The sequence below is a fragment of the Chamaesiphon sp. OTE_8_metabat_110 genome (assembly GCF_031382685.1).
Lineage (GTDB): Bacteria > Cyanobacteriota > Cyanobacteriia > Cyanobacteriales > Chamaesiphonaceae > Chamaesiphon.
In genome coordinates this window covers 1-18,037 of sequence record NZ_JANMZA010000273.1, presented here as the reverse complement: position 1 = coordinate 18,037, position 18,037 = coordinate 1, and the positions used below count along the sequence as shown (strand labels likewise).

Sequence of the window (18,037 nt, the reverse complement as noted above, 5' to 3'; positions counted from 1 at the left end):
AACATTGCGAGACGAAGGACTCTGAGGCGGCGACCTATCCCTTTGTTGGCCTGTCTTCTTGCTTTCGTTGCGTCGGCGGCCAGCACTGTGGATGGAAAGGCAGAGAACATCGCCGTGCCAACAAATGAGCAAAAATCCTTTGAGCTGGGATGAACTAACAGAACTTGCAAAATCGCAATATGAGCCAATCGATGCCATCAATGGAGCCACCAATGCTCAAGCTAGATTACGCTTATTTGGACAAGCTGAATCTGAGGTGCGGGTGACTCTATACCGCGACAATCATGCGTGGTGCCCCTACTGTCAGAAAATCTGGTTGTGGCTGGAGGAAAAACAAATCCCCTATCGGATTGAAAAAGTCACGATGTTTTGCTACGGGGAAAAAGAGAGTTGGTACAAGCGCAAGGTACCATCGGGGATGCTCCCAGCAATTGAATTGGACGGGCGGATGATTACAGAAAGCGATGATATTTTGTTCGCTTTAGAGAAGGCTTTTGGTGCTGTGGGTTTTGGGATGAAAGATCCTTTAGTGCTACCGTTGCGACAGTTAGAGCGGCTACTATTTCGAGCGTGGTGTGGTTGGCTGTGTCGTCCGGCAAATTCAGTGCGGGAGGAGCAGCACAATCGATCGCAATTTGTCAGTGTCGTGCAAATGGTCGAGCAGGCACTTAGTAGTACATCCGGAGCTTACTTTCTAGATGTCTTTAGTACTGCTGACGTCATCTTTACGCCCTATGTCGAGCGGATGAATGCGAGCTTGTACTACTATAAAGGCTATTCCCTCCGAGAGGATAACCCGCGCTTTAGTGCCTGGTTTGATGCGATGGAAAGTCGGGAAACCTATCGCGGCACTCAGAGCGACTTTCATACCCACGTCCACGATTTACCACCTCAAATGGGCGGCTGCTATGAAAATGGCGAACCCCAGATGCTCAAAAATAAAGCGCGGGTGGATAATGGTCCCTGGGAGGGCTTACCAGACGCGACCTTTGTCGAACCGGAACACGATCGTGCGGAAGCCCTCTACCGGACGATTAAGCACCATGCGAATGTAATTCGGGTCAATCCTGCTGATGATAAATTGGTAGATGTCGCCTTGCGGTGTGCGCTGACAAATATGATGACCGGAACGGATCTCGTGCCACCACCAGGAGCGGATGCAGCCTTGCGCTATATCCGCGATCGAATTAATGTCCCTCGCGATATGTCGATCTATGCTGCCAAGCGGTTGAGAGCGGCGCTAGAGGCAACTGCGGCGCTAGTTGGCGACGCGCAAGGTGTGCCCATTCCCTTCAATCATCGTCGCGACCAAAATCCTGTTGATTTTGCTAAAACATAAACCGATCGTTAAATTTGCGAGGAGCTGGTTGCAATTCCAGATAGAAAAACTCTGGCGTTGCTTCTGTCACAACGAAACCGAGGTGTTCTGGGTAACTTTCATCTAAGAGGATGTTTGGAAAGTATAAGGGTAGCACTCGTAAACCCTAGAAAATCCCCCCTAACCCCCCTTAAAAAGGGGGGAACCGGATTAAAGTCCCGCTTTTGAAGGGGGATTTAGCGGATGCAATCACGCGGAGGTTCCCTCCGCATGTGTTGCACCAAGTAGGGGGATTTACACACTTGAAGCGTAGCAATTAGACGCATCCATTCATCCTCTAAGTCTAATTCTTTTTCTTAATCCAGCTAAACAACTGCTCCACTGTGAGTTCGATCGATTTAGCAAAAGCAGGTACAGGTAGCATTGCCGTAGGCTCATCAATCATTTGAAAAGTTTGATTTGTCCCAATAATAAACACAGATCGATCTGTAGGATCTATTAGCCATCCCATCTGTGTCCCATAAGCCAGACAATGGTTGATATTTTTTAGAACTTTAGTAGTACTTTGTTCGGGTGAGAGGATTTCAATCGTCCAGTCGGGCGGAATGCTGAAGACATTTTCGATGTCGCCATTTTCGTCATAGGGAATTCTATCATTTTCAAAAATAGCTACGTCAGGCACGATTGCTCTACCCCCAAAAGTACAGCGTAGCTCTGGAAAAGCTTGAGCGATACCTATTCCTCGCCAAGCAAGAGTTAATTCAACTAACAATTCACCCTGAATAACGCTGTGTTGACCTTGAGGCATTGGTTTTTGAATGATTTCACCGTCGATGTATTCGCTAGCAGGTTTGGTCTCTGGCAGAGCCAAGAACTCTTCAAGGGTAAGTTGTCTAATTGGGGTCTGAACCATTTGTGACATGCTCCAAAAGTCTTACCTTATATTATGCCTCAATGCTCGTCTAGTCTAATTTGAAGTTAGAGCTGTGTTAATCGATCGAGTGATAGAGATCGATGTTTGGGGAATCGAACCATGATAACGTGTAGTAAGATCGTCTCCAGTAAATTGCGGTTAATACCCAAATTTGCGCTGGCGATACATTTACTAAATCATGGAACATTGTTAAATGAATAATTGGTTAAAGATGAGTGCCTTAGCTATTGTAGGGTCAGTTGGAGTTATGAGTTTGCAGCCAGTCCTAGCACAATCGTTGGCAACAAGAGCTGAAATTGCCAAGTATTCTAGAGATTATATCCCTGAATTTCAATCGAGTATTGCCAGCCAATCTGGTAATCAGAAACTCGGTAAGATTTCGGTGAATATGGACTTTGAAAGTTTTGGCGATAATAAAACAGAATTAGAAAATGCCGCCAGACAACTGTTTCACGCTAAAGGTGCCATCTTGTTTCTGAATAAGAATCCTACTGCTCGTGCCGCGATCGAAAGTAAAATAACATCTATTAAGATTTCGTTAGCGCCCAATGTCAAAGCGAATAAGTTGACATTGAAGAATGGCGTGCTAACGATGGCATCTAGCTCTTACGATCTGGGTAAATTTTACACTTCTGAAGATATCAAGAAATTCTTGCTCAAAAGCTTATAAAGTAAAATCAGAGCTGTGAGTTTCAAACGATAGTATTTAATAGAGGGGTATGAATGAATCATATCCCTCTATTAACATATGAGCGAATCAGTTTGGATAGTGAATCGAAATATGCAGATAAATATAGCTGCTCAATATGGTATCTAACTGGGATCGAGAACTGTATATTAAAGCTTGTCGGTTTGCCGCGCAGGCACATCTGGGACAGCTCATACCGGGAAGTAACCTACCATATCTACTGCATTTAAATCTAGTAAGTATGGAAATTATCGCCGCGCTCGGTGCTGAAACTGGGCACAATGGCGATCTGGCAGTACAGTGTGCTTTGTTACACGATACGATCGAAGATACCGATACCAGTTACGATCGAATCGCGGCGATCTTTGGGGTGAGAGTCGCCGATGGTGTATTGGCTTTGAGCAAAAATTCAGACTTAGAAAAATCTCGGTGATTGGCAGATAGTCTAGAACGTATCAAAGCTCAACCGATCGAGATTTGGATGGTAAAATTAGCCGATTCTCTTTCAGAGACGCTACGCGAACGAATTACCAATCTTCAGCCGCCGCCAGTGCATTGGGATCGAGCCAAGATCGTCCGCTATCGAGATGAGGCGATCGAAATTCACACCTACCTCCAATCGGCTAGTCCCTTCCTCGCTTCGAGACTAGCCGAAAAGATTCAAAACTATCCGCCTAAAGCCTAAAATCTAAAGCCTAATCTAATCGATCGATCCCCGATCGCCGTAAGATGAAGAGGTTAAATAAATCTTCAAAGATCGGCGAAATAAATTGTGAAAGCGATTACCTTACTCGGTTCTACTGGCTCGATCGGGACTCAAACCTTAGATATTGTCGAACACAATCCTGACAAATTTCGGATTGTGGGATTGGCGGCGGGTAGCAATGTCGAGCTACTAGCGCGGCAAGTGCGCCAGTTTCGCCCCGAAATTGTGGCGATTGGGAATGAAGCCAAGTTGACTGAGTTCAAAGCTGCAATTGCCGATCTGGATTATCAGCCAATTGTCGTCGCTGGCGCGCAAGGGACGATCGAAGTTGCTGGTTATGGCGACGCTCAAAGTGTCGTAACTGGTATCGTCGGCTGTGCGGGACTGTTGCCGACCATTGCCGCGATTAAAGCGGGTAAAGATATCGCCCTGGCTAATAAAGAAACCCTGATCGCGGGTGGCCCAGTCGTGTTACCGTTAGTCGAAAAACATGGGGTCAAACTACTTCCCGCCGACTCCGAGCATTCGGCAATTTTTCAATGTTTGCAAGGCGTCCCCGCAGGTGGGTTACGCCGGATTATTTTGACTGCTTCGGGTGGTGCCTTCCGCGATCTCCCAGCGGAGAAATTAGCCACAGTGAAGGTTGCTGACGCGCTCAAGCACCCAAATTGGTCGATGGGTCAAAAAATCACCATCGACTCAGCGACGCTGATGAATAAGGGTTTAGAGGTGATTGAGGCGCATTATTTATTTGGCTTGGGTTACGAACATATCGAGATCGTCGTCCATCCGCAGAGCATCATTCACTCGCTGATCGAAGTCCAGGATACCTCAGTCTTGGCGCAATTAGGTTGGCCGGATATGCGACTGCCTTTACTATACGCGATGTCCTGGCCCGATCGGATCTATACTAATTGGGAGAAATTCGATCTAGTGAAAGCTGGCGATCTGACCTTTAGAGTACCCGATCGCGAAAAATATCCTTGTATCGGACTAGCTTACGCTGCGGGTGAGGCTGGCGGCTCGATGCCAGCAGTACTCAATGCTGCCAACGAGCAAGCGGTAGCTCTGTTTTTAGCCGAAAAAATCCACTTCCTCGACATTCCCAAAACGATCGAGCGAGTCTGCGATCGGCATCGTAATGATTTTAGTTTAACGCCGAGTTTGGATGATATTATCGCTGCCGATGTCTGGGCGAGACAAATCGCGATCGAACTCAATCAACAGGCGGTGGCGAAGGTTATTTAGAGCCAAATTTAACAATCGCAATTCATTAGCTTGGTGAGGATGCCAACACAAACCCGACTTTTTTGGAAAAAAGTCGGGTTTGTCACAGCACTAGTTTAATTGCATTAACATCAGTTTGGAACCGGGATAGTTGCTTCGTTCGAGTCCGCCGCCGATTGAAATCGGGGCTAGTATCACAAAGTCCGCCTACGCGGACTAGTTAATCAGTCCGCGTAGGCGGACTTTGCAGCACGAGCCGAGACTTCCAGTCTCTAGGCTCTTCTTATCCGGAACTGACGTTGTATTAACCCGCTCGATCGAGCCTAAACCGCTGCTGGTTCGGGTTTATTTCTGTGCTTATTGGTGCTGCTGCTGGTAGTTTCGTTGACTTCGAGCGGCACAAATTCGATGTGATTGAGTAAAGTAGTGACGAAGGCAAATAGCAAGAATGGTAAGGATAAAACGAGAATTAATCCGACCGTTGCTAGTGCATAAATCTGCCGGGTGGTGCTCCACAGGGACAAAGCAGAAGCAAGACTAATGAAAATTACCATTAACCAGATGACAATCTGCCCATAGATATCACTAAAGGTCAGAGTACAGTTCATGCGATATTTCTGCTTTTCCATTTGTTACCACCAATACATATTAGTACTACTTTTCAGGATAGATCTTTCGTTGCACAATAGTAACTTTTTCAATCAATCGATAAGAATTGTTATAGATGTTTACAGATGGGAGGTGGGAGTGGGGAGATGGGAGATGAGGGGACGGAGAGGGTAATGGGTAAGAGGTAAGAGGTAAAAGGTAAAAGGTAATGCAACAATCTCCCAGTCTCCCATCTCCCCACTCCCATCTCCCCACTCCCATCTCCCATCTCCCCACTCCCCACTCCCATCTACTTCCCAATTAACTGAGTCAAACTAGCCAGCAACTCTTGTTCCTTAAAGGGTTTGGAGAAGTAGGCACTCGCGCCGAGGTTCATTGCGATTTTGCGGTGCTTATCGCCGCTGCGGGAGGTCAGCATCAGGACGGGGATGTTTTTGAGGTTGGCGATGCCTTTGACGGTGGCGAGGAAGCCGTAGCCGTCCATCCGAGGCATTTCTACGTCGCAGACTACTGCTTGGGCTTGGAGACCGCCTTGGAGTTTTTCGATCGCTTCTTGACCATCTTTGGCTTGCTCGACGAGGTAGCCCGCTTTTTCGAGGGTCATGGCAACGAAGCGGCGGACGTTGATCGAGTCATCGACGACGAGGACGCGAGATTTTTGGGTCGGTGCGGCGGGGGTGGCGGTAGTATCGGCGGTGCTAAAGTCAAGCGTACTGGTACGCAGACCATTGGCAACTGCCAACCCGCCATCGATCCAGCGCACGAATTCGATCGCGTCTAGGAGTGGTACGATCCGACCGTCGCCGAGGATCGTACAGCCAGTGAAGCCGGGAGGCATTTTGATATTGCCTTGGGGCTGGCGAATGGTGACTTCTTGTTCGCCCCAGAATTTATCGATTTCGACGGCGACGAGATCTTGTCCTTGGTCGATCATCAAGACGGTGGGACAGTTGATGGTGGGGGTACTATTATTTGCTAGTTGGGGATTGAAATTAGGAATCTGCAAATACTGGCTGGGTTCGATCAGCCGGACGGTAAAGTTTTCCCACTGGAGCATCTGTTGTCCGGCAGTACTGATGACTTGTTCGGGGTTGAGTAAGATGATTTCTTCGACGATATTACTGGGAATTGCCAGCCATAGCCCTTTGACTTCGACAATCAGGACGCGGACGACGGAGAGGGTAAAGGGAACGGTAATCGTAAAGGTACTACCTTTGCCGAGTTTGGTATCGACGAAGATATCGCCGCGCAACGATCGAATATTGGTACGCACGACATCCATACCTACGCCGCGCCCAGACAAGTCAGTGAGCTTGTCAGCGGTACTAAAGCCGGGTTCAAAAATTAGATCGATCAGTTCGCTATCTTTGAAATTGGCGATTTCTCGATCGTCAATCCCCATTTTCTTGACTTTAGCGCGGATTTTGTCGAGGTCGATGCCGCCACCATCATCTTTGATGGTGATTACGGTTTGGTTCCCGCGATATGTGGCACTAATTTCGATCTTACCTGCATCTGGCTTGTCTTTGGCGCGGCGGTCGGCGCTGGGTTCGATCCCATGATCGAAGGCATTGCGGAGCAGGTGCATTAAGGGGTCGTTGAGTGCTTCGAGAACACTCCGTTCGATGAGGGTGGTGCCGCCTTTGAGCTGAAGATCGATCGGTTTGGCATGTTCGATCGACATATTTCGCAGCGCACGCGGAAAACGATCGAACAGCTCGGAGATCGGACGCATCCGTACCTGAGTCAAGCCAGTTTGGAGCTGTTTAGCCGTTCGATTGAGGTCGCGATTGGTGCGTTCGGTATCGTTGAGCTGGAGGTCGAGGTCGGTGGTAAGTTCTTCGATTTGGACGATATTGTCCATTACTTCCTGAGACAGGAGATGGAGATCGCTATAGCGATCGAATTCCAATACGTCTAACCGATCGGTATAATCGCTAGAGAGATTGGTTGCCGTCTGAGTCCAGGTTGCTTCGGTATCTGGCGGCTCGCCTGCGCCAGCGTCATAGGCTTCTCGGAGTCTAGAGTTTGACTGTTCGAGTTGTTTGACTTTGGCTTGGAGATTGAGCACTAGTTGGCGCATTCCTTGGAGATGGAGATTTAGACCATTGCGATCGATCGTCAGTTCGCCAAATAAGTCGCCGATTTCTTCTAATTGCTTGGTAGCAACGCGGATGGTTTGTTCGACTACTGGGGTCGATTTGGTGCCAGCGACAACATGCTCCCGATCTGCGGGGGTATCGTCGATGAGTTCGGGTGCGGCATTTAACGCATCCATCAAGGCGGCGGCTTCGAGATCGAGCGCACTGACTTGAGGTTTGGCGGGAACTTTGAAGATTGCTGAGGAAGTTTCTGCGGGCAGATCTTCAAATAGGAACCCAGATAGCTCCGCTAATAACTCGGGTGCATCGGTGTCCATCGAGAGATCGCCGCTGAGGTCGAGCATTTCAAAGGCATCGACGATCTCTTCATCCGGGTCGGGGACAACGGTGGTTTGCAGGTGGAAGTCGTCTGAGTGTTGCTCGCTGGTAGCGAATTCATCGAGGTCGCTACTATCAGTAATCGTCGAGAATCGCGGTGTCTCGACGAAATTTCCAAACGGATCGGTGAGTGTGGGCAGATCGTTGGCGCTAGTATTATCGCCAAATAGCATCGCATATTCGCTCAGGGTTTCGTCTTCGCCGCCGAGGTCGCGGATTGTCACAGGCGGATCGATCGTGAAATCTTGGAGATCGATCGAGTCGTAGGGATTGGATGTCTCCATGCCGAGGCTAAACGGCTGTACATAGGGAGTTGGCGCGATCGCTGGCTCGGCAATACTGCCCAACTGCATCGCCGCTACCACGTCGGTATCCCATTCCGGAATGGTTTCGGCTTCACTAATCGTCGTGATGCCCGAACCGGGCAACTCGATCGAGTCGGGGAGATTGCCTGTTTGACCGATCAAGACCATCGCTTGAGTGCGTCGCCATGCGGCTAGCGCCAGGGCGGCGATCGCCCGAATCTGGTGAGGCTGGGACTTGAGGTGGGTCAGCACCGATGCACACAACCGCCCCATGGCTGGTAGTTCGACCATTTCCGCCAAACCGCCCAATTCTTCGGCACTGACGACCAATTCGTCATACATACTGCTCGAAGCGTCACTATTGACAGATGCTTCGAGTTGTGTTAAAGCGCGTTCGACTTCCGATTCAAATAAAAACGTGAGAATATCCTCGCCCGACTCGGACGCGAGCATATTGGCTTCATCTTCAGAATTGAACTCACCTAACCGTTCGCGCAACCTGTCGAAGATCGGCTCGACTTGGAGTTTTAACCACTCACTGTCAGCATCTTGCCCCTGACGATTGAGAGCGACGATCTGCCGCAACTTGTCGATCGTCCCCAGCATTAATTGCTCGATCTCCGCATCGGGTGGTGCCGACTTCCCATACTGGACGATCTTAAAATAATCTTCCAGATGGTGCCCCAACCTAGCTAGAGTCGTATAGCCCATCATCCCGGCACCACCCTTAATCGAGTGCGCCGCTCTCAAGAGCGCGTCCAACTGCTTGCCAGTAACTTTACCAGTACCCAGTCCCAGCAGTCCTGATTCGATCGTATCTAAATAATCGATCGCTTCGTCCAAAAATTGGAGCTTGATTTGTTGTTCTCGATCTGAAGTAATCATCTAGGGGATAGGGGTTAGGAGTTAGGGGTTAGGGTAAAAGGTAAAGGGTAAGAGGTAAAGGGTAAAGGGTAAAGGGTGAAGGGTAAAGGGTAAAGGGTAAAGGGTAAAGGGTAAGAGGTAAGGGGTGGGTAAAGGACGCAAGCGTCCCTATTCCCTATTCCCTATCCCCTATTCCCTATCCCCTATCCCCTATCCCCTATCCCCTATCCCCTATCCCCTATCCCCTATCCCCTATCCCCTATCCCCTATCCCCTAATTGCGATCGGCATTAACTTTAAACTTACCAACCGAAGCTTGGAGTGCTTGGGCGATGGTAACTGTTTGCTGGAGTGAGGTAGATACTTGCTTGGAGGAGTCGGAGGTCTGCTCGGAAATCAGGGCGACGGCTGCCATATCGATTTTTACAGCTTGGGAGGTTTCGACCTGATCGATCGTCGCGGAGGAGATCGACTGGAGGAAGGTATCCATTTGATTGGACAGGGCGATAATCTGTTTCAAGCTGGTTTTGGTTTGTTCGACCGATTGGGTACCTTCTACTACTTGAGTGGTACTCAGTTCCATTGCTTGAGCCACCGCGCTGGTTTCTCGTTGGATGGTTTCGACGATTTTTTCGATTTCCTTGGTGGCTGCGGCGGATTGCGCGGCGAGTTCCCCGACTTCTTCGGCAACGACTGCGAAACCACGTCCTTCTTCACCCGCTCGTGCTGCCTCGATACTGGCGTTGATTGCCAAGAGGTTGGTTTGAAGGGCGATTTGGTCGATCAGTCCGGTGACTTTAGAAATCTGTTGAGAAGATTCACCCAAGCGTTTGACTTTCTTGGCAGTTTCGGAAATCGTTTCGCGCAGTTGGACGATACTTTGGACTGTCCGATCCATTGCTTGACCGCCGATTTCGGCGGTGGATGCTGCTGAGGTGGCGACATTCGCTGCGAGACGCGCATCGGTTGCTACCGATTCGATCGAGAGGGTCACTTTTTCGATTTTGGTGAGCGTCTGCTGAATTCGATCGGCTTGTTTGGTGGCGGCTTCCGTGAGCAGGCGGACTTCCGATTCGTTTTCACCAACGGAGCCGTTTACTTGACCTGCCGCTTCTTTTACCGTACTTACAATGTCCCGCAGACTTTCAATAATCGAGTTAAAGAAGTCACCGACGATCGCGATTTCCCCATCGCTGATTTCCGATCGGACGGTTAAGTCACCTTCGGATGCGCCTTCAATCTCCATCAACAGGCGGAGGAGTTCTTTTTGACGGCTTTCGTTTTCTTTCTTAGCTACTTCAGCACGTTTCTCGGATGCTTGGGCTTCGTACTGGCTCCGCTCGGTGGCTGCATAACCACCCAGACAGGAGGCGATTGGGGTCGCAAAGTCAACTAAGTACTCTGTTTCCCACTCTTCCCACTGATGAATTGCCCCGCAGTGGTGCGCCACTAACAAGCCGAGGACGTTTTGACCTTGGAGGATCGGCACGACCAGATTTGACTTGATTTGGAGTCTGGTAAATAATTGCTTGTGATCGGGATGATAATTAGTCCCCATCACATCATCGGTCGCGATCGTCCGACCTTGGCTGTATTCTGCCATCAATTCGGCTGGAATACAGGCATCTTCGATCCGCTGGTCTTGAGCCTTGACAAATCCAGGGGCGACTGCTTCCCCGACGATATGACCGCTACCACCAGGGAAAAAGCGATAAATGACTACTCGATCGGCTTTGAGCTTGGCGCGGCTTTCTTCGAGGATATAGGTAAGCGGCGTGACCATTTCTTGAGTAGTTTGAGCGCGCGAGATCGTCGATAGCAATTGTTCGCGGACGGCTTTATCTCGTTGTCTGGTGGCTTCGAGTTGACCGCGCTCGGAGATCGTAAAGCCACTGAGCGAAATCCCGATCTGTTCGGCAAATTTGGTCAGATAGATACTTTCCCACTCTTGCCAAGCATGAATTTGTTGACAATGGTGGGCGACTAATAAGCCCAAGAGGTTGCCATTTTGGACGATCGGGACGATCGCATTAGACTTGATATTTAGTCGCGTCAATAAAGCTTTGTGATCGGGATGATAGTTGGCATCGGCGACATTATCATTGACGATGATCCGCCCCTGTGCGTAAGCCGCCAGCATTTGTTCGGGGATACAAGGATCGTTGACCTGTTCGGCGAGCGCACTACTGCCGCCAGCGCCGTAGGATTCCCCGGCAATATAGCCCCGATTGTCTGCCATAAATCGATATACCACCAATCGATCGGCTTTGAGGATTTCTCTCGCCTCAACGAGGATTTGAGACAGTGGGGAGAGCAGATCGTTAGTCGTCCGGGCGCGGGAAATTTCCGCGTACAATTCCGTCCGCCTGGTTTGCTCGGATTGTTCGAGCAATAGCCCTTGAATTTGACCCGCCATCAGGTTGATATTCGTGCCCAATTGACCGATTTCATCGCCGCTGGAGACATCCAATCTACTCTTAAAGTCACCTTGACCAATTTTTTCGACGGCTTTAGCGGCATCCGCGATCGGCTCTGTCGCCCGACTGGCAAAGAATGTCGCTAAGGCAACTGTAAATAATGAAGTCAAACCCGCTCCAGCGAGGATTGTCAGCAGTAGTCCGCTCAAAGTCGCGTTAGCTGCCTCTTCATCGATCGAGGCTACCGCTACCCACGGAAGTTGCTGCATTCCCTCCAACTTGCCAAAGGAAGCCGCACTGAGCAGTTCGGTACCACTTTTGCCCTGATGCTGCACTATTCCTTCTTGCTTGAGGGCACTAGTGATATCGGCATCTATTGATTTACCTGAATACTCACCATTGGAACTGATAAAGACAGTATTGCTACGCCGATCGAAAATATGATAATTTTGGGTCTTGGAGGCTAGATCTTTTAGTGGTACATTCAATCGATCGATCGGCGCTCTCGTCCGCATCACCCCAATAATTTGACCAGTACCCAAATCTTTAATCGGTGCGGCAAAATGTACGACGATTTGACCGCTACTTTTCGATACTTCTGGGGCGGAAATTACGGTTTTACCTGTTTTGAGAACTTCTTGAAAGTATGGACGATCGAGGTGATTGGTTAATGGCTTACCTTTACTCTGGGAAATCGGATTACCTTGGAGATCGAAGGCGGCGATACTATCATATACTTGATAGCTGTTGATATACTGGTCTAACAGTTTGAGCTTGGAGTCTGCTGATGTAAATGCTGATACTTTAGAGTCGGCAAAAACTGGTTGTGCTGCTAGAGTTTCTACGTCACCATTCCGCTCGAAGACAAACCGATTAAATTTATCGGCTATTGTTTCTGCCCGAGTTTTTAGAGATTGAACTGTCTGTTCTTTGAGGGCGTTGTTAATCTGGGAATAGCTAAGTGTCCCAATTACTGCCAACGGTGCTAGCCCCAAAATAGTGGCGATTAATGTGGCTTTAGTCTTCAGGCTCAAATTGCGCCACTTTGATGTAGTCGCTAAGTTTGCTGGACGATCGCTAGCATTAAATTGAGTTGCTTCGTTAAACTGATTCATAATTAGATGATGTAATTAATATAATCGATCTCTAGAGATCGCAAACTGGATTGTCGGACTCTCGATCGCTGCGGCTGGGGAAAAAACCTCGACCGCGAACAGCAATTATCAACTGTGAACTGTCAATTGGTTCAACACCTGGGCATTGATAATTGCCTCGGGTTCTAGTACCAATACCAACTCTTTTTCTTGTAAAATCCAGCCGCGTAAATAAGGCGTAAATGCTGGATTAAAACTCCCGATCGGCGATTCGATTTGTTCGTGGGCAAATCGGGTCACTCCTTGAATCGATCGAACTGCAACCGCCAGCGGGACATTAGCAACGTTTAGAAGGGCAATATCGTAACTGTGTGCATGGCGATCGAGTGGTTCTAAACCGAGGATTTCCGGCAAATCTACCAGCCACAATAAGCTACTCCGACGATTGAATAACCCCAAAATCGGCGATGGCAAATTGGGAATTACCGAAATTCTCCCAGCAGGTAGCACGATCGCTTCTTGGGTTTGCAGCATCGGTACGACGGCGTAAGTTTGCTCGTCGAGCTTGAGCCGCAAAAACATATCACCGCTGGTTCTGCTCGATCTCTTGTTGGGTAAGGTAGTGACGCTCATGAGATAGATGGGAGATGGGAGGGGGGAGGTGGGAGAGGGTAGAGAATAGATAGACTGTTGGTTTACCCCCCCAACCCCCCCTTATAAAGCGGATGCGCGCACTGTTCGGGTTCCCCGACAGTGTTAGCGCACCAAGCAGGGGGGGCTTTTCCGGCTCTTTCCCCTTATAAAGGGGAGAGCTTTTCTGGCTCCCTCCCCTTTGTAAAGGGGAGGCTTTTCCGGCTCCCTCCCCTTTATAAGGGGAGGGTTGGGGTGGGGTAAAGGACTACGCTCGATTCCAACAAACCTAATTCGCTACCCGTAAATTTAATTAAATACAGATTTAATAGCTTTGATAATATCTTCTTGAGAGTAGGGTTTAGTGACGTAAACATCTACACCCTGTTTATTGCCCCATAATTTATCTAAATCTTGAGAGCGAGATGTACAAGCAATCACGGGGATACTTTCAGTATCGGGATTTTTTTTCAATGTCCGACAAAATTCAAACCCATTCATTCCCTCCATTACGACATCGGTAATGACGACATCGGGCTTTTCTTTATCGACTAAACTCAAACCATCTTTGGCATTATCAGCCGAGACAACTTGATAACCATTATCTTTTAGATAAAGAGTCATCAACTGCATCTCAGAGGGGGTGTCTTCAACAACTAAAATCTTAACCATTACTCCACTTTTCCTAAATATACAGAATTGTTTAAACTTACTAATTAACTGCTTTAAGCTATCTATAAAATGCTTGGTAATTAATAATTATTAATTAATTTACTGGTGTTCTGCCATCAGATGTCTGGACACCATCTCGATCAGACCTGCTTGCGTAAACGGTTTGGTCATATAATCAGTCGAACCAGCCATTTTGGCTTTAGCCCGATCGATAATGCCCGTATTTCCCGTTACCATCACAATTGGCGTCTTTTTAAATGCTGGATGTTTGCGGAGCATCGAGCAAAGTTTGTAGCCATCGATCGTCGGCATTCCGACATCTAATAAAATAATGTCAGGATTGATGCGGATAATCTTCATTAAAGCCGTGCCGGAATCGACGATCGGGAAGACCTTGAAACTATCTCCATCGAGAAAGCGATTGATTTCCCGTAAAATAGTCGGACTATCGTCTACACAAGCAATCTTGTAAGTCGCTTGTTCGATGAGGTCGCCAGTTGCAACATCACTCGCACCGGATTTATCGGCAACTGCTGCGAATGCGGCGGTAATTGTCTGCGCTTTTTCATCAAAGCGTTCGCGATCTGATTCCACCAAATAGAGCTTGTGTAATCGATCGAATGGTGGTTGTGGCGGACGCAAACCGACAATCCGATTATTAATCAGTCGATGTAAGTTATTAGCGACTGTCAATTCATCTTGTTTGAGCAACAAAGACAATTGTCGAAAGCTAAAACCGATTAAGATTTTACTCAATTTCGCCTTAACATCTGGCGTGAGTAAAGGATGCTCGACATTCATCAAATACGGACGCTGATAAGGCGATTGAATGGCTGGTTGTAATGCCTGCCAAGCTTGTAACTCTGTTTGACACTCTTTTGTCACAAACAGGAAGTTACCACTCCACCAAATCGGAAAAGCCGTATCGCGAGATATCAACTCGCTCTTCCCAGCCGTAATCAACAAATAAGATTGAAGTACTTCTTTGGTGATACTTTTGACCAGGGCACCAGCAGTTTGCTCGGTAATATGCCCTTGGGCGATCGCCCAGCGAATTGCCTGATAATCGAGACTGGGATAAGTAGCCTCAAAATTAGCGTCTTTGAGCTGTTCGCGCAGATCTGTATAAACCTGATTTGCTAAAACAACTGGGCTGAGTCGGCGCAGGTGTTGTTCCAGACGCTCGATCGGTTCGAGAGAATGATTGGCATAAAATAATTTACCTTCATAAAAGTACAGTAACCAAACAATGTCATTGGCAACAATCCGCAAACAACCTTTAGCTTGGGAAGTAGCTAACTGTTCTAATAACTTAATGGGGTTTAATGTTCTTTCGGTATCAGCAACGCTGCTAGAACCCTGATTCATGGCTCGAACTCATAGCTTAGTGGACTTAAAATTTGCAAGAGCAGGGATAGATCGCGATCGAGACTAAATATTTGGTTGGCTCAAACCCGTTGGTTCGCCCCGCCAAAAGTGAAGAATCGCTCGTGGGCATCAATGCGTGTCTTACTTATATTTCCCTAGTTAAATCCAAAAAACGACATCTGCTTGAGAAAGTCTTTGGATAGGGAATAGGGGATAGGGGATAGGGGATAGGGAATAGGGGAGATGGTGAGACGCTTGCGTCTTAACATCCTTACCCATTACCTTTTACCTTTTACCCATTACCTCTTACCCATTACCTCTTTCTTACCCTATCCCCTATCCCCTATCCCCTATACCCTCTTAGCAACTTCTGACTCCAAAAGTGGAACTATAAAAGAAAGTATCGACAGTAGACACATATGGCTATTTATTCTCCATTACGATCGCGACGGTTAGCAGCGCAGCAGGTAGAAGTCACCCAGCGGCTGATTACCTTCGAGCTACGCGCTCAGACTTTTGCACTCCCACTCGACCGAGTTCACAAAGTAATTGCCCTCAATGCTTTGGGCGACCGAGTTAAATCGAGATTATATGGCGATTCCAATCAGACTGGAGTGAGTTTGACCACATATCAAGGTCAAGAACTAGTCGTCATTGATATCGGTCAGCGCATCTTTGGCAGTACCCAGACATTGCTACCCACCTCGTCCCACCTGGGTGCAGATGCAACAGCACCAGCGGTGAGATATTTAGCGATCGTCGAGCCAGAACCAGATCGCTTAGTCGGTGTGCCGCTCGATTCACCGCCAATTATCCAATCGATGCCGCTTTCGGCATTTAAACCACTACCTGCGATCTATCAACAACATAGTAAGATCCATTGCGTCAGTGCCATGTCGATCGACTTACCCGATCGACCATCGATCTTTTTATTAGATGTCGTCACCTTAGCTGCGCCAGCGTAAATCGATCGGCTTTATTTGCTAACCTGTAACGGTAATTGTTAGGGTAATATAAACATAAAGCTCAACCTAAAAAATAGCGCGCACAGTATTGAAATGCGATTATTTAGTTACTAATTATACAGCTCCGCCAAAGAGCTGAAGACTTTGCATGGGTTGATGTTAAACTAGAGGGAATATTTCAGGCGATTGCACAGCAGTTTAGTCTATAAAATTATCGAACTTTAAATGGCAAACCAGACGTGTATTTCGATCGGAATCAATCAATACCAGTTCTTGCCGCCGCTGAGTTATGGCATGGCTGATGCTGTGGCGATCGAGCATTTTTTTGTAGATGCAGCGGGCTGGGATGCGCAACAGTGTCTACTCTTGACCGATATGTCGGGAGAGGCTGCCAATAAATCGACTTATCCCACCCGCGAAAACATCAATCGCTGGATCAAACAGTGGTCTTGGGAGATCCTCCATCATGGAGATTTAGTATGGTTTTTCTTTAGTGGCTGTGGCGTAAGCTTTGGCGATGAAGACTATCTAATCCCGATCGACGGCAAGACCGACGATCTTGCCAATACTTGTATCTCAATTCGCCAACTCTATCAGCAGTTCCGCGATATTGGCGTCAATGCCCTGGTCTTTCTCGATGCCAATCACTCGCAGCATCTATCGCTCGGTGGCGGTATTGGTACCACCACCGCCAAACTCGCTCAAGAATATCAAATCCCTACTTTCTTATCTTGTCAAAGTCACGAATTTTCTAATGAAGATGCGGGATTGGGACATGGCTTATTTACGACAGCGCTACTCGAAGCCCTAAATTATCATCCCGATCTCAACCTCGAAACGATCGAGACTTACCTCACCAGTCGCCTTGCCGAATTGAGCGAACATCACTGGAAACCACTCCAAACCCCCCTGGCGATTATCCCCAAAGGCGTCTCGGAGCATCGTCCGGTGTTCTCGGCGACAACTCAATCATCGATCTCGGCAACCGTCCCAGAGGTGGTCTACAGCCCGCCGACACAGCCGCAATTCAGTCAGGATACTTATGCACCTTACACGCCGCCAATGCTGAGCGTGTCGCTGGTGACGCCCGAATCGATCGGGACTGGCGCGATCGTCAAAAGACCTGCGCCCAAACCGATCCGCAAAGAGATTCCTAACTGGGCAAAAGTCAGCTTTTTACTAACGATGCTCGTCGGTGCTGGTGCGGGAATTTTTGTGTTTAACTCCCAAATGCCCGCCGAACGTCAACCAATGGCGCGACCAGTTGCCAACGATCTGACTAGTTCGGTTTCCGTCGGCGTAGTGGCGGCGACCGAACCGATCCCCGACCTCCAACAAGCCAGAATGTATATCAGACCTGGTGATGCCACATCTCGCTATCAAGCGATCCTCGCCGCCCGCAAGATTACCGCGAGTACGCCAGAAGTAGCTTCAGAAGTCAAACAATCGATCGAGCTATGGTCGCAAGAAATCTATCAAATTGCCCAAAGTCATGCCGATAAGCAACACTGGCAAATTGCGATCGACACCGCGAGAATGGTGCCCCGCGATGCTCCCAACTACAGCACGGCTCAGGGTTCGATGTTGGAGTGGAAAAATAAATTGCCCCAGGGCTAGGCGCTACGATTTATACACGAGTTAATTGAGTTGCTGCGTAGTCCTTTACCCCACCCCAGCCCTCCCCTTATCAAGGGGAGGGAGCGAAAGCCCCCCCTTGATAAGGGGGGGTTGGGGGGGTAAGCCAACTCAAACGAAGTCTAG

Annotated in this window: 14 protein-coding genes; 7 read left to right on the top strand and 7 right to left on the bottom strand. The window is 48.4% G+C overall.

The window, feature by feature from the left end:
* The first annotated feature begins 124 nt into the window (after positions 1–124).
* A complete protein-coding gene (locus RMO52_RS09850) occupies positions 125–1,339 on the top strand; it encodes a glutathione S-transferase family protein (RefSeq protein WP_310413475.1) in 1,215 nt (404 codons plus the stop codon).
* Between the two features lie 322 nt (positions 1,340–1,661).
* Here the strand turns inward: RMO52_RS09850 and RMO52_RS09845 are convergent, their stop codons facing one another.
* Positions 1,662–2,231, bottom strand: a complete 570-nt coding sequence (locus RMO52_RS09845) for a Uma2 family endonuclease (protein WP_309742662.1) — start codon at positions 2,229–2,231, stop codon at positions 1,662–1,664.
* A gap of 214 nt (positions 2,232–2,445) precedes the next feature.
* On the opposite strand from RMO52_RS09845, the gene RMO52_RS09840 reads away from it, so the two are divergent.
* From RMO52_RS09840 to dxr, 4 genes are all read left to right on the top strand, one after another.
* Complete coding sequence (locus tag RMO52_RS09840; protein ID WP_309742664.1) at positions 2,446–2,922, top strand: hypothetical protein; 477 nt, start codon at positions 2,446–2,448, stop codon at positions 2,920–2,922.
* 136 nt (positions 2,923–3,058) lie between these two features.
* Entirely contained in the window at positions 3,059–3,373 is a 315-nt protein-coding gene (locus RMO52_RS09835; RefSeq protein WP_310413472.1) for an HD domain-containing protein, read from the top strand.
* Entirely contained in the window at positions 3,374–3,625 is a 252-nt protein-coding gene (locus RMO52_RS09830) for a hypothetical protein (protein ID WP_310413470.1), read from the top strand.
* A gap of 87 nt (positions 3,626–3,712) precedes the next feature.
* Positions 3,713–4,894 (top strand): 1-deoxy-D-xylulose-5-phosphate reductoisomerase, encoded by a 1,182-nt coding sequence (gene dxr, locus RMO52_RS09825; protein ID WP_310413467.1) that lies wholly within the window; start codon positions 3,713–3,715, stop codon positions 4,892–4,894.
* Positions 4,895–5,196: 302 nt separating this feature from the next.
* Here dxr and RMO52_RS09820 read toward each other — a convergent pair whose 3' ends face one another.
* From RMO52_RS09820 to RMO52_RS09795, 6 genes are all read right to left on the bottom strand, one after another.
* Positions 5,197–5,502 (bottom strand): hypothetical protein, encoded by a 306-nt coding sequence (locus tag RMO52_RS09820; RefSeq protein ID WP_309742672.1) that lies wholly within the window; start codon positions 5,500–5,502, stop codon positions 5,197–5,199.
* Between the two features lie 269 nt (positions 5,503–5,771).
* Entirely contained in the window at positions 5,772–9,152 is a 3,381-nt protein-coding gene (locus RMO52_RS09815) for a response regulator (protein WP_310413464.1), read from the bottom strand.
* Between the two features lie 252 nt (positions 9,153–9,404).
* Entirely contained in the window at positions 9,405–12,662 is a 3,258-nt protein-coding gene (locus RMO52_RS09810) for a methyl-accepting chemotaxis protein (RefSeq protein ID WP_310413461.1), read from the bottom strand.
* A 108-nt stretch (positions 12,663–12,770) separates the two neighbouring features.
* Positions 12,771–13,274, bottom strand: coding sequence for a chemotaxis protein CheW (locus RMO52_RS09805; RefSeq protein ID WP_309740520.1), 504 nt, complete (start codon positions 13,272–13,274; stop codon positions 12,771–12,773).
* 306 nt (positions 13,275–13,580) lie between these two features.
* Positions 13,581–13,943, bottom strand: coding sequence for a response regulator (locus RMO52_RS09800; RefSeq protein WP_310413458.1), 363 nt, complete (start codon positions 13,941–13,943; stop codon positions 13,581–13,583).
* 99 nt (positions 13,944–14,042) lie between these two features.
* A complete protein-coding gene (locus RMO52_RS09795; protein WP_309740517.1) occupies positions 14,043–15,311 on the bottom strand; it encodes a response regulator in 1,269 nt (422 codons plus the stop codon).
* 419 nt (positions 15,312–15,730) lie between these two features.
* Here RMO52_RS09795 and RMO52_RS09790 point away from each other — a divergent pair, with 419 nt between their 5' ends.
* Both RMO52_RS09790 and RMO52_RS09785 read left to right on the top strand, forming a co-directional pair.
* On the top strand, positions 15,731–16,276 hold the full coding sequence (locus RMO52_RS09790; protein ID WP_309740515.1) for a chemotaxis protein CheW: 546 nt from the start codon (positions 15,731–15,733) through the stop codon (positions 16,274–16,276).
* Between the two features lie 225 nt (positions 16,277–16,501).
* On the top strand, positions 16,502–17,893 hold the full coding sequence (locus tag RMO52_RS09785; protein WP_310413454.1) for a caspase family protein: 1,392 nt from the start codon (positions 16,502–16,504) through the stop codon (positions 17,891–17,893).
* The last annotated feature ends 144 nt before the right edge of the window (positions 17,894–18,037 follow it).

Coding starts and splice junctions, on each gene's coding strand:
- RMO52_RS09805 (WP_309740520.1), bottom strand. CDS start 13,274: ATGAGCGTCACTACCTTACCCAACAAGAGATCGAGCAGAACCAGCGGT.
- RMO52_RS09845 (WP_309742662.1), bottom strand. CDS start 2,231: ATGGTTCAGACCCCAATTAGACAACTTACCCTTGAAGAGTTCTTGGCT.
- RMO52_RS09840 (WP_309742664.1), top strand. CDS start 2,446: ATGAATAATTGGTTAAAGATGAGTGCCTTAGCTATTGTAGGGTCAGTT.
- RMO52_RS09790 (WP_309740515.1), top strand. CDS start 15,731: ATGGCTATTTATTCTCCATTACGATCGCGACGGTTAGCAGCGCAGCAG.
- RMO52_RS09850 (WP_310413475.1), top strand. CDS start 125: ATGAGCAAAAATCCTTTGAGCTGGGATGAACTAACAGAACTTGCAAAA.
- RMO52_RS09785 (WP_310413454.1), top strand. CDS start 16,502: ATGGCAAACCAGACGTGTATTTCGATCGGAATCAATCAATACCAGTTC.
- RMO52_RS09815 (WP_310413464.1), bottom strand. CDS start 9,152: ATGATTACTTCAGATCGAGAACAACAAATCAAGCTCCAATTTTTGGAC.
- RMO52_RS09835 (WP_310413472.1), top strand. CDS start 3,059: ATGGTATCTAACTGGGATCGAGAACTGTATATTAAAGCTTGTCGGTTT.
- RMO52_RS09795 (WP_309740517.1), bottom strand. CDS start 15,311: ATGAATCAGGGTTCTAGCAGCGTTGCTGATACCGAAAGAACATTAAAC.
- RMO52_RS09820 (WP_309742672.1), bottom strand. CDS start 5,502: ATGGAAAAGCAGAAATATCGCATGAACTGTACTCTGACCTTTAGTGAT.
- RMO52_RS09810 (WP_310413461.1), bottom strand. CDS start 12,662: ATGAATCAGTTTAACGAAGCAACTCAATTTAATGCTAGCGATCGTCCA.
- RMO52_RS09800 (WP_310413458.1), bottom strand. CDS start 13,943: ATGGTTAAGATTTTAGTTGTTGAAGACACCCCCTCTGAGATGCAGTTG.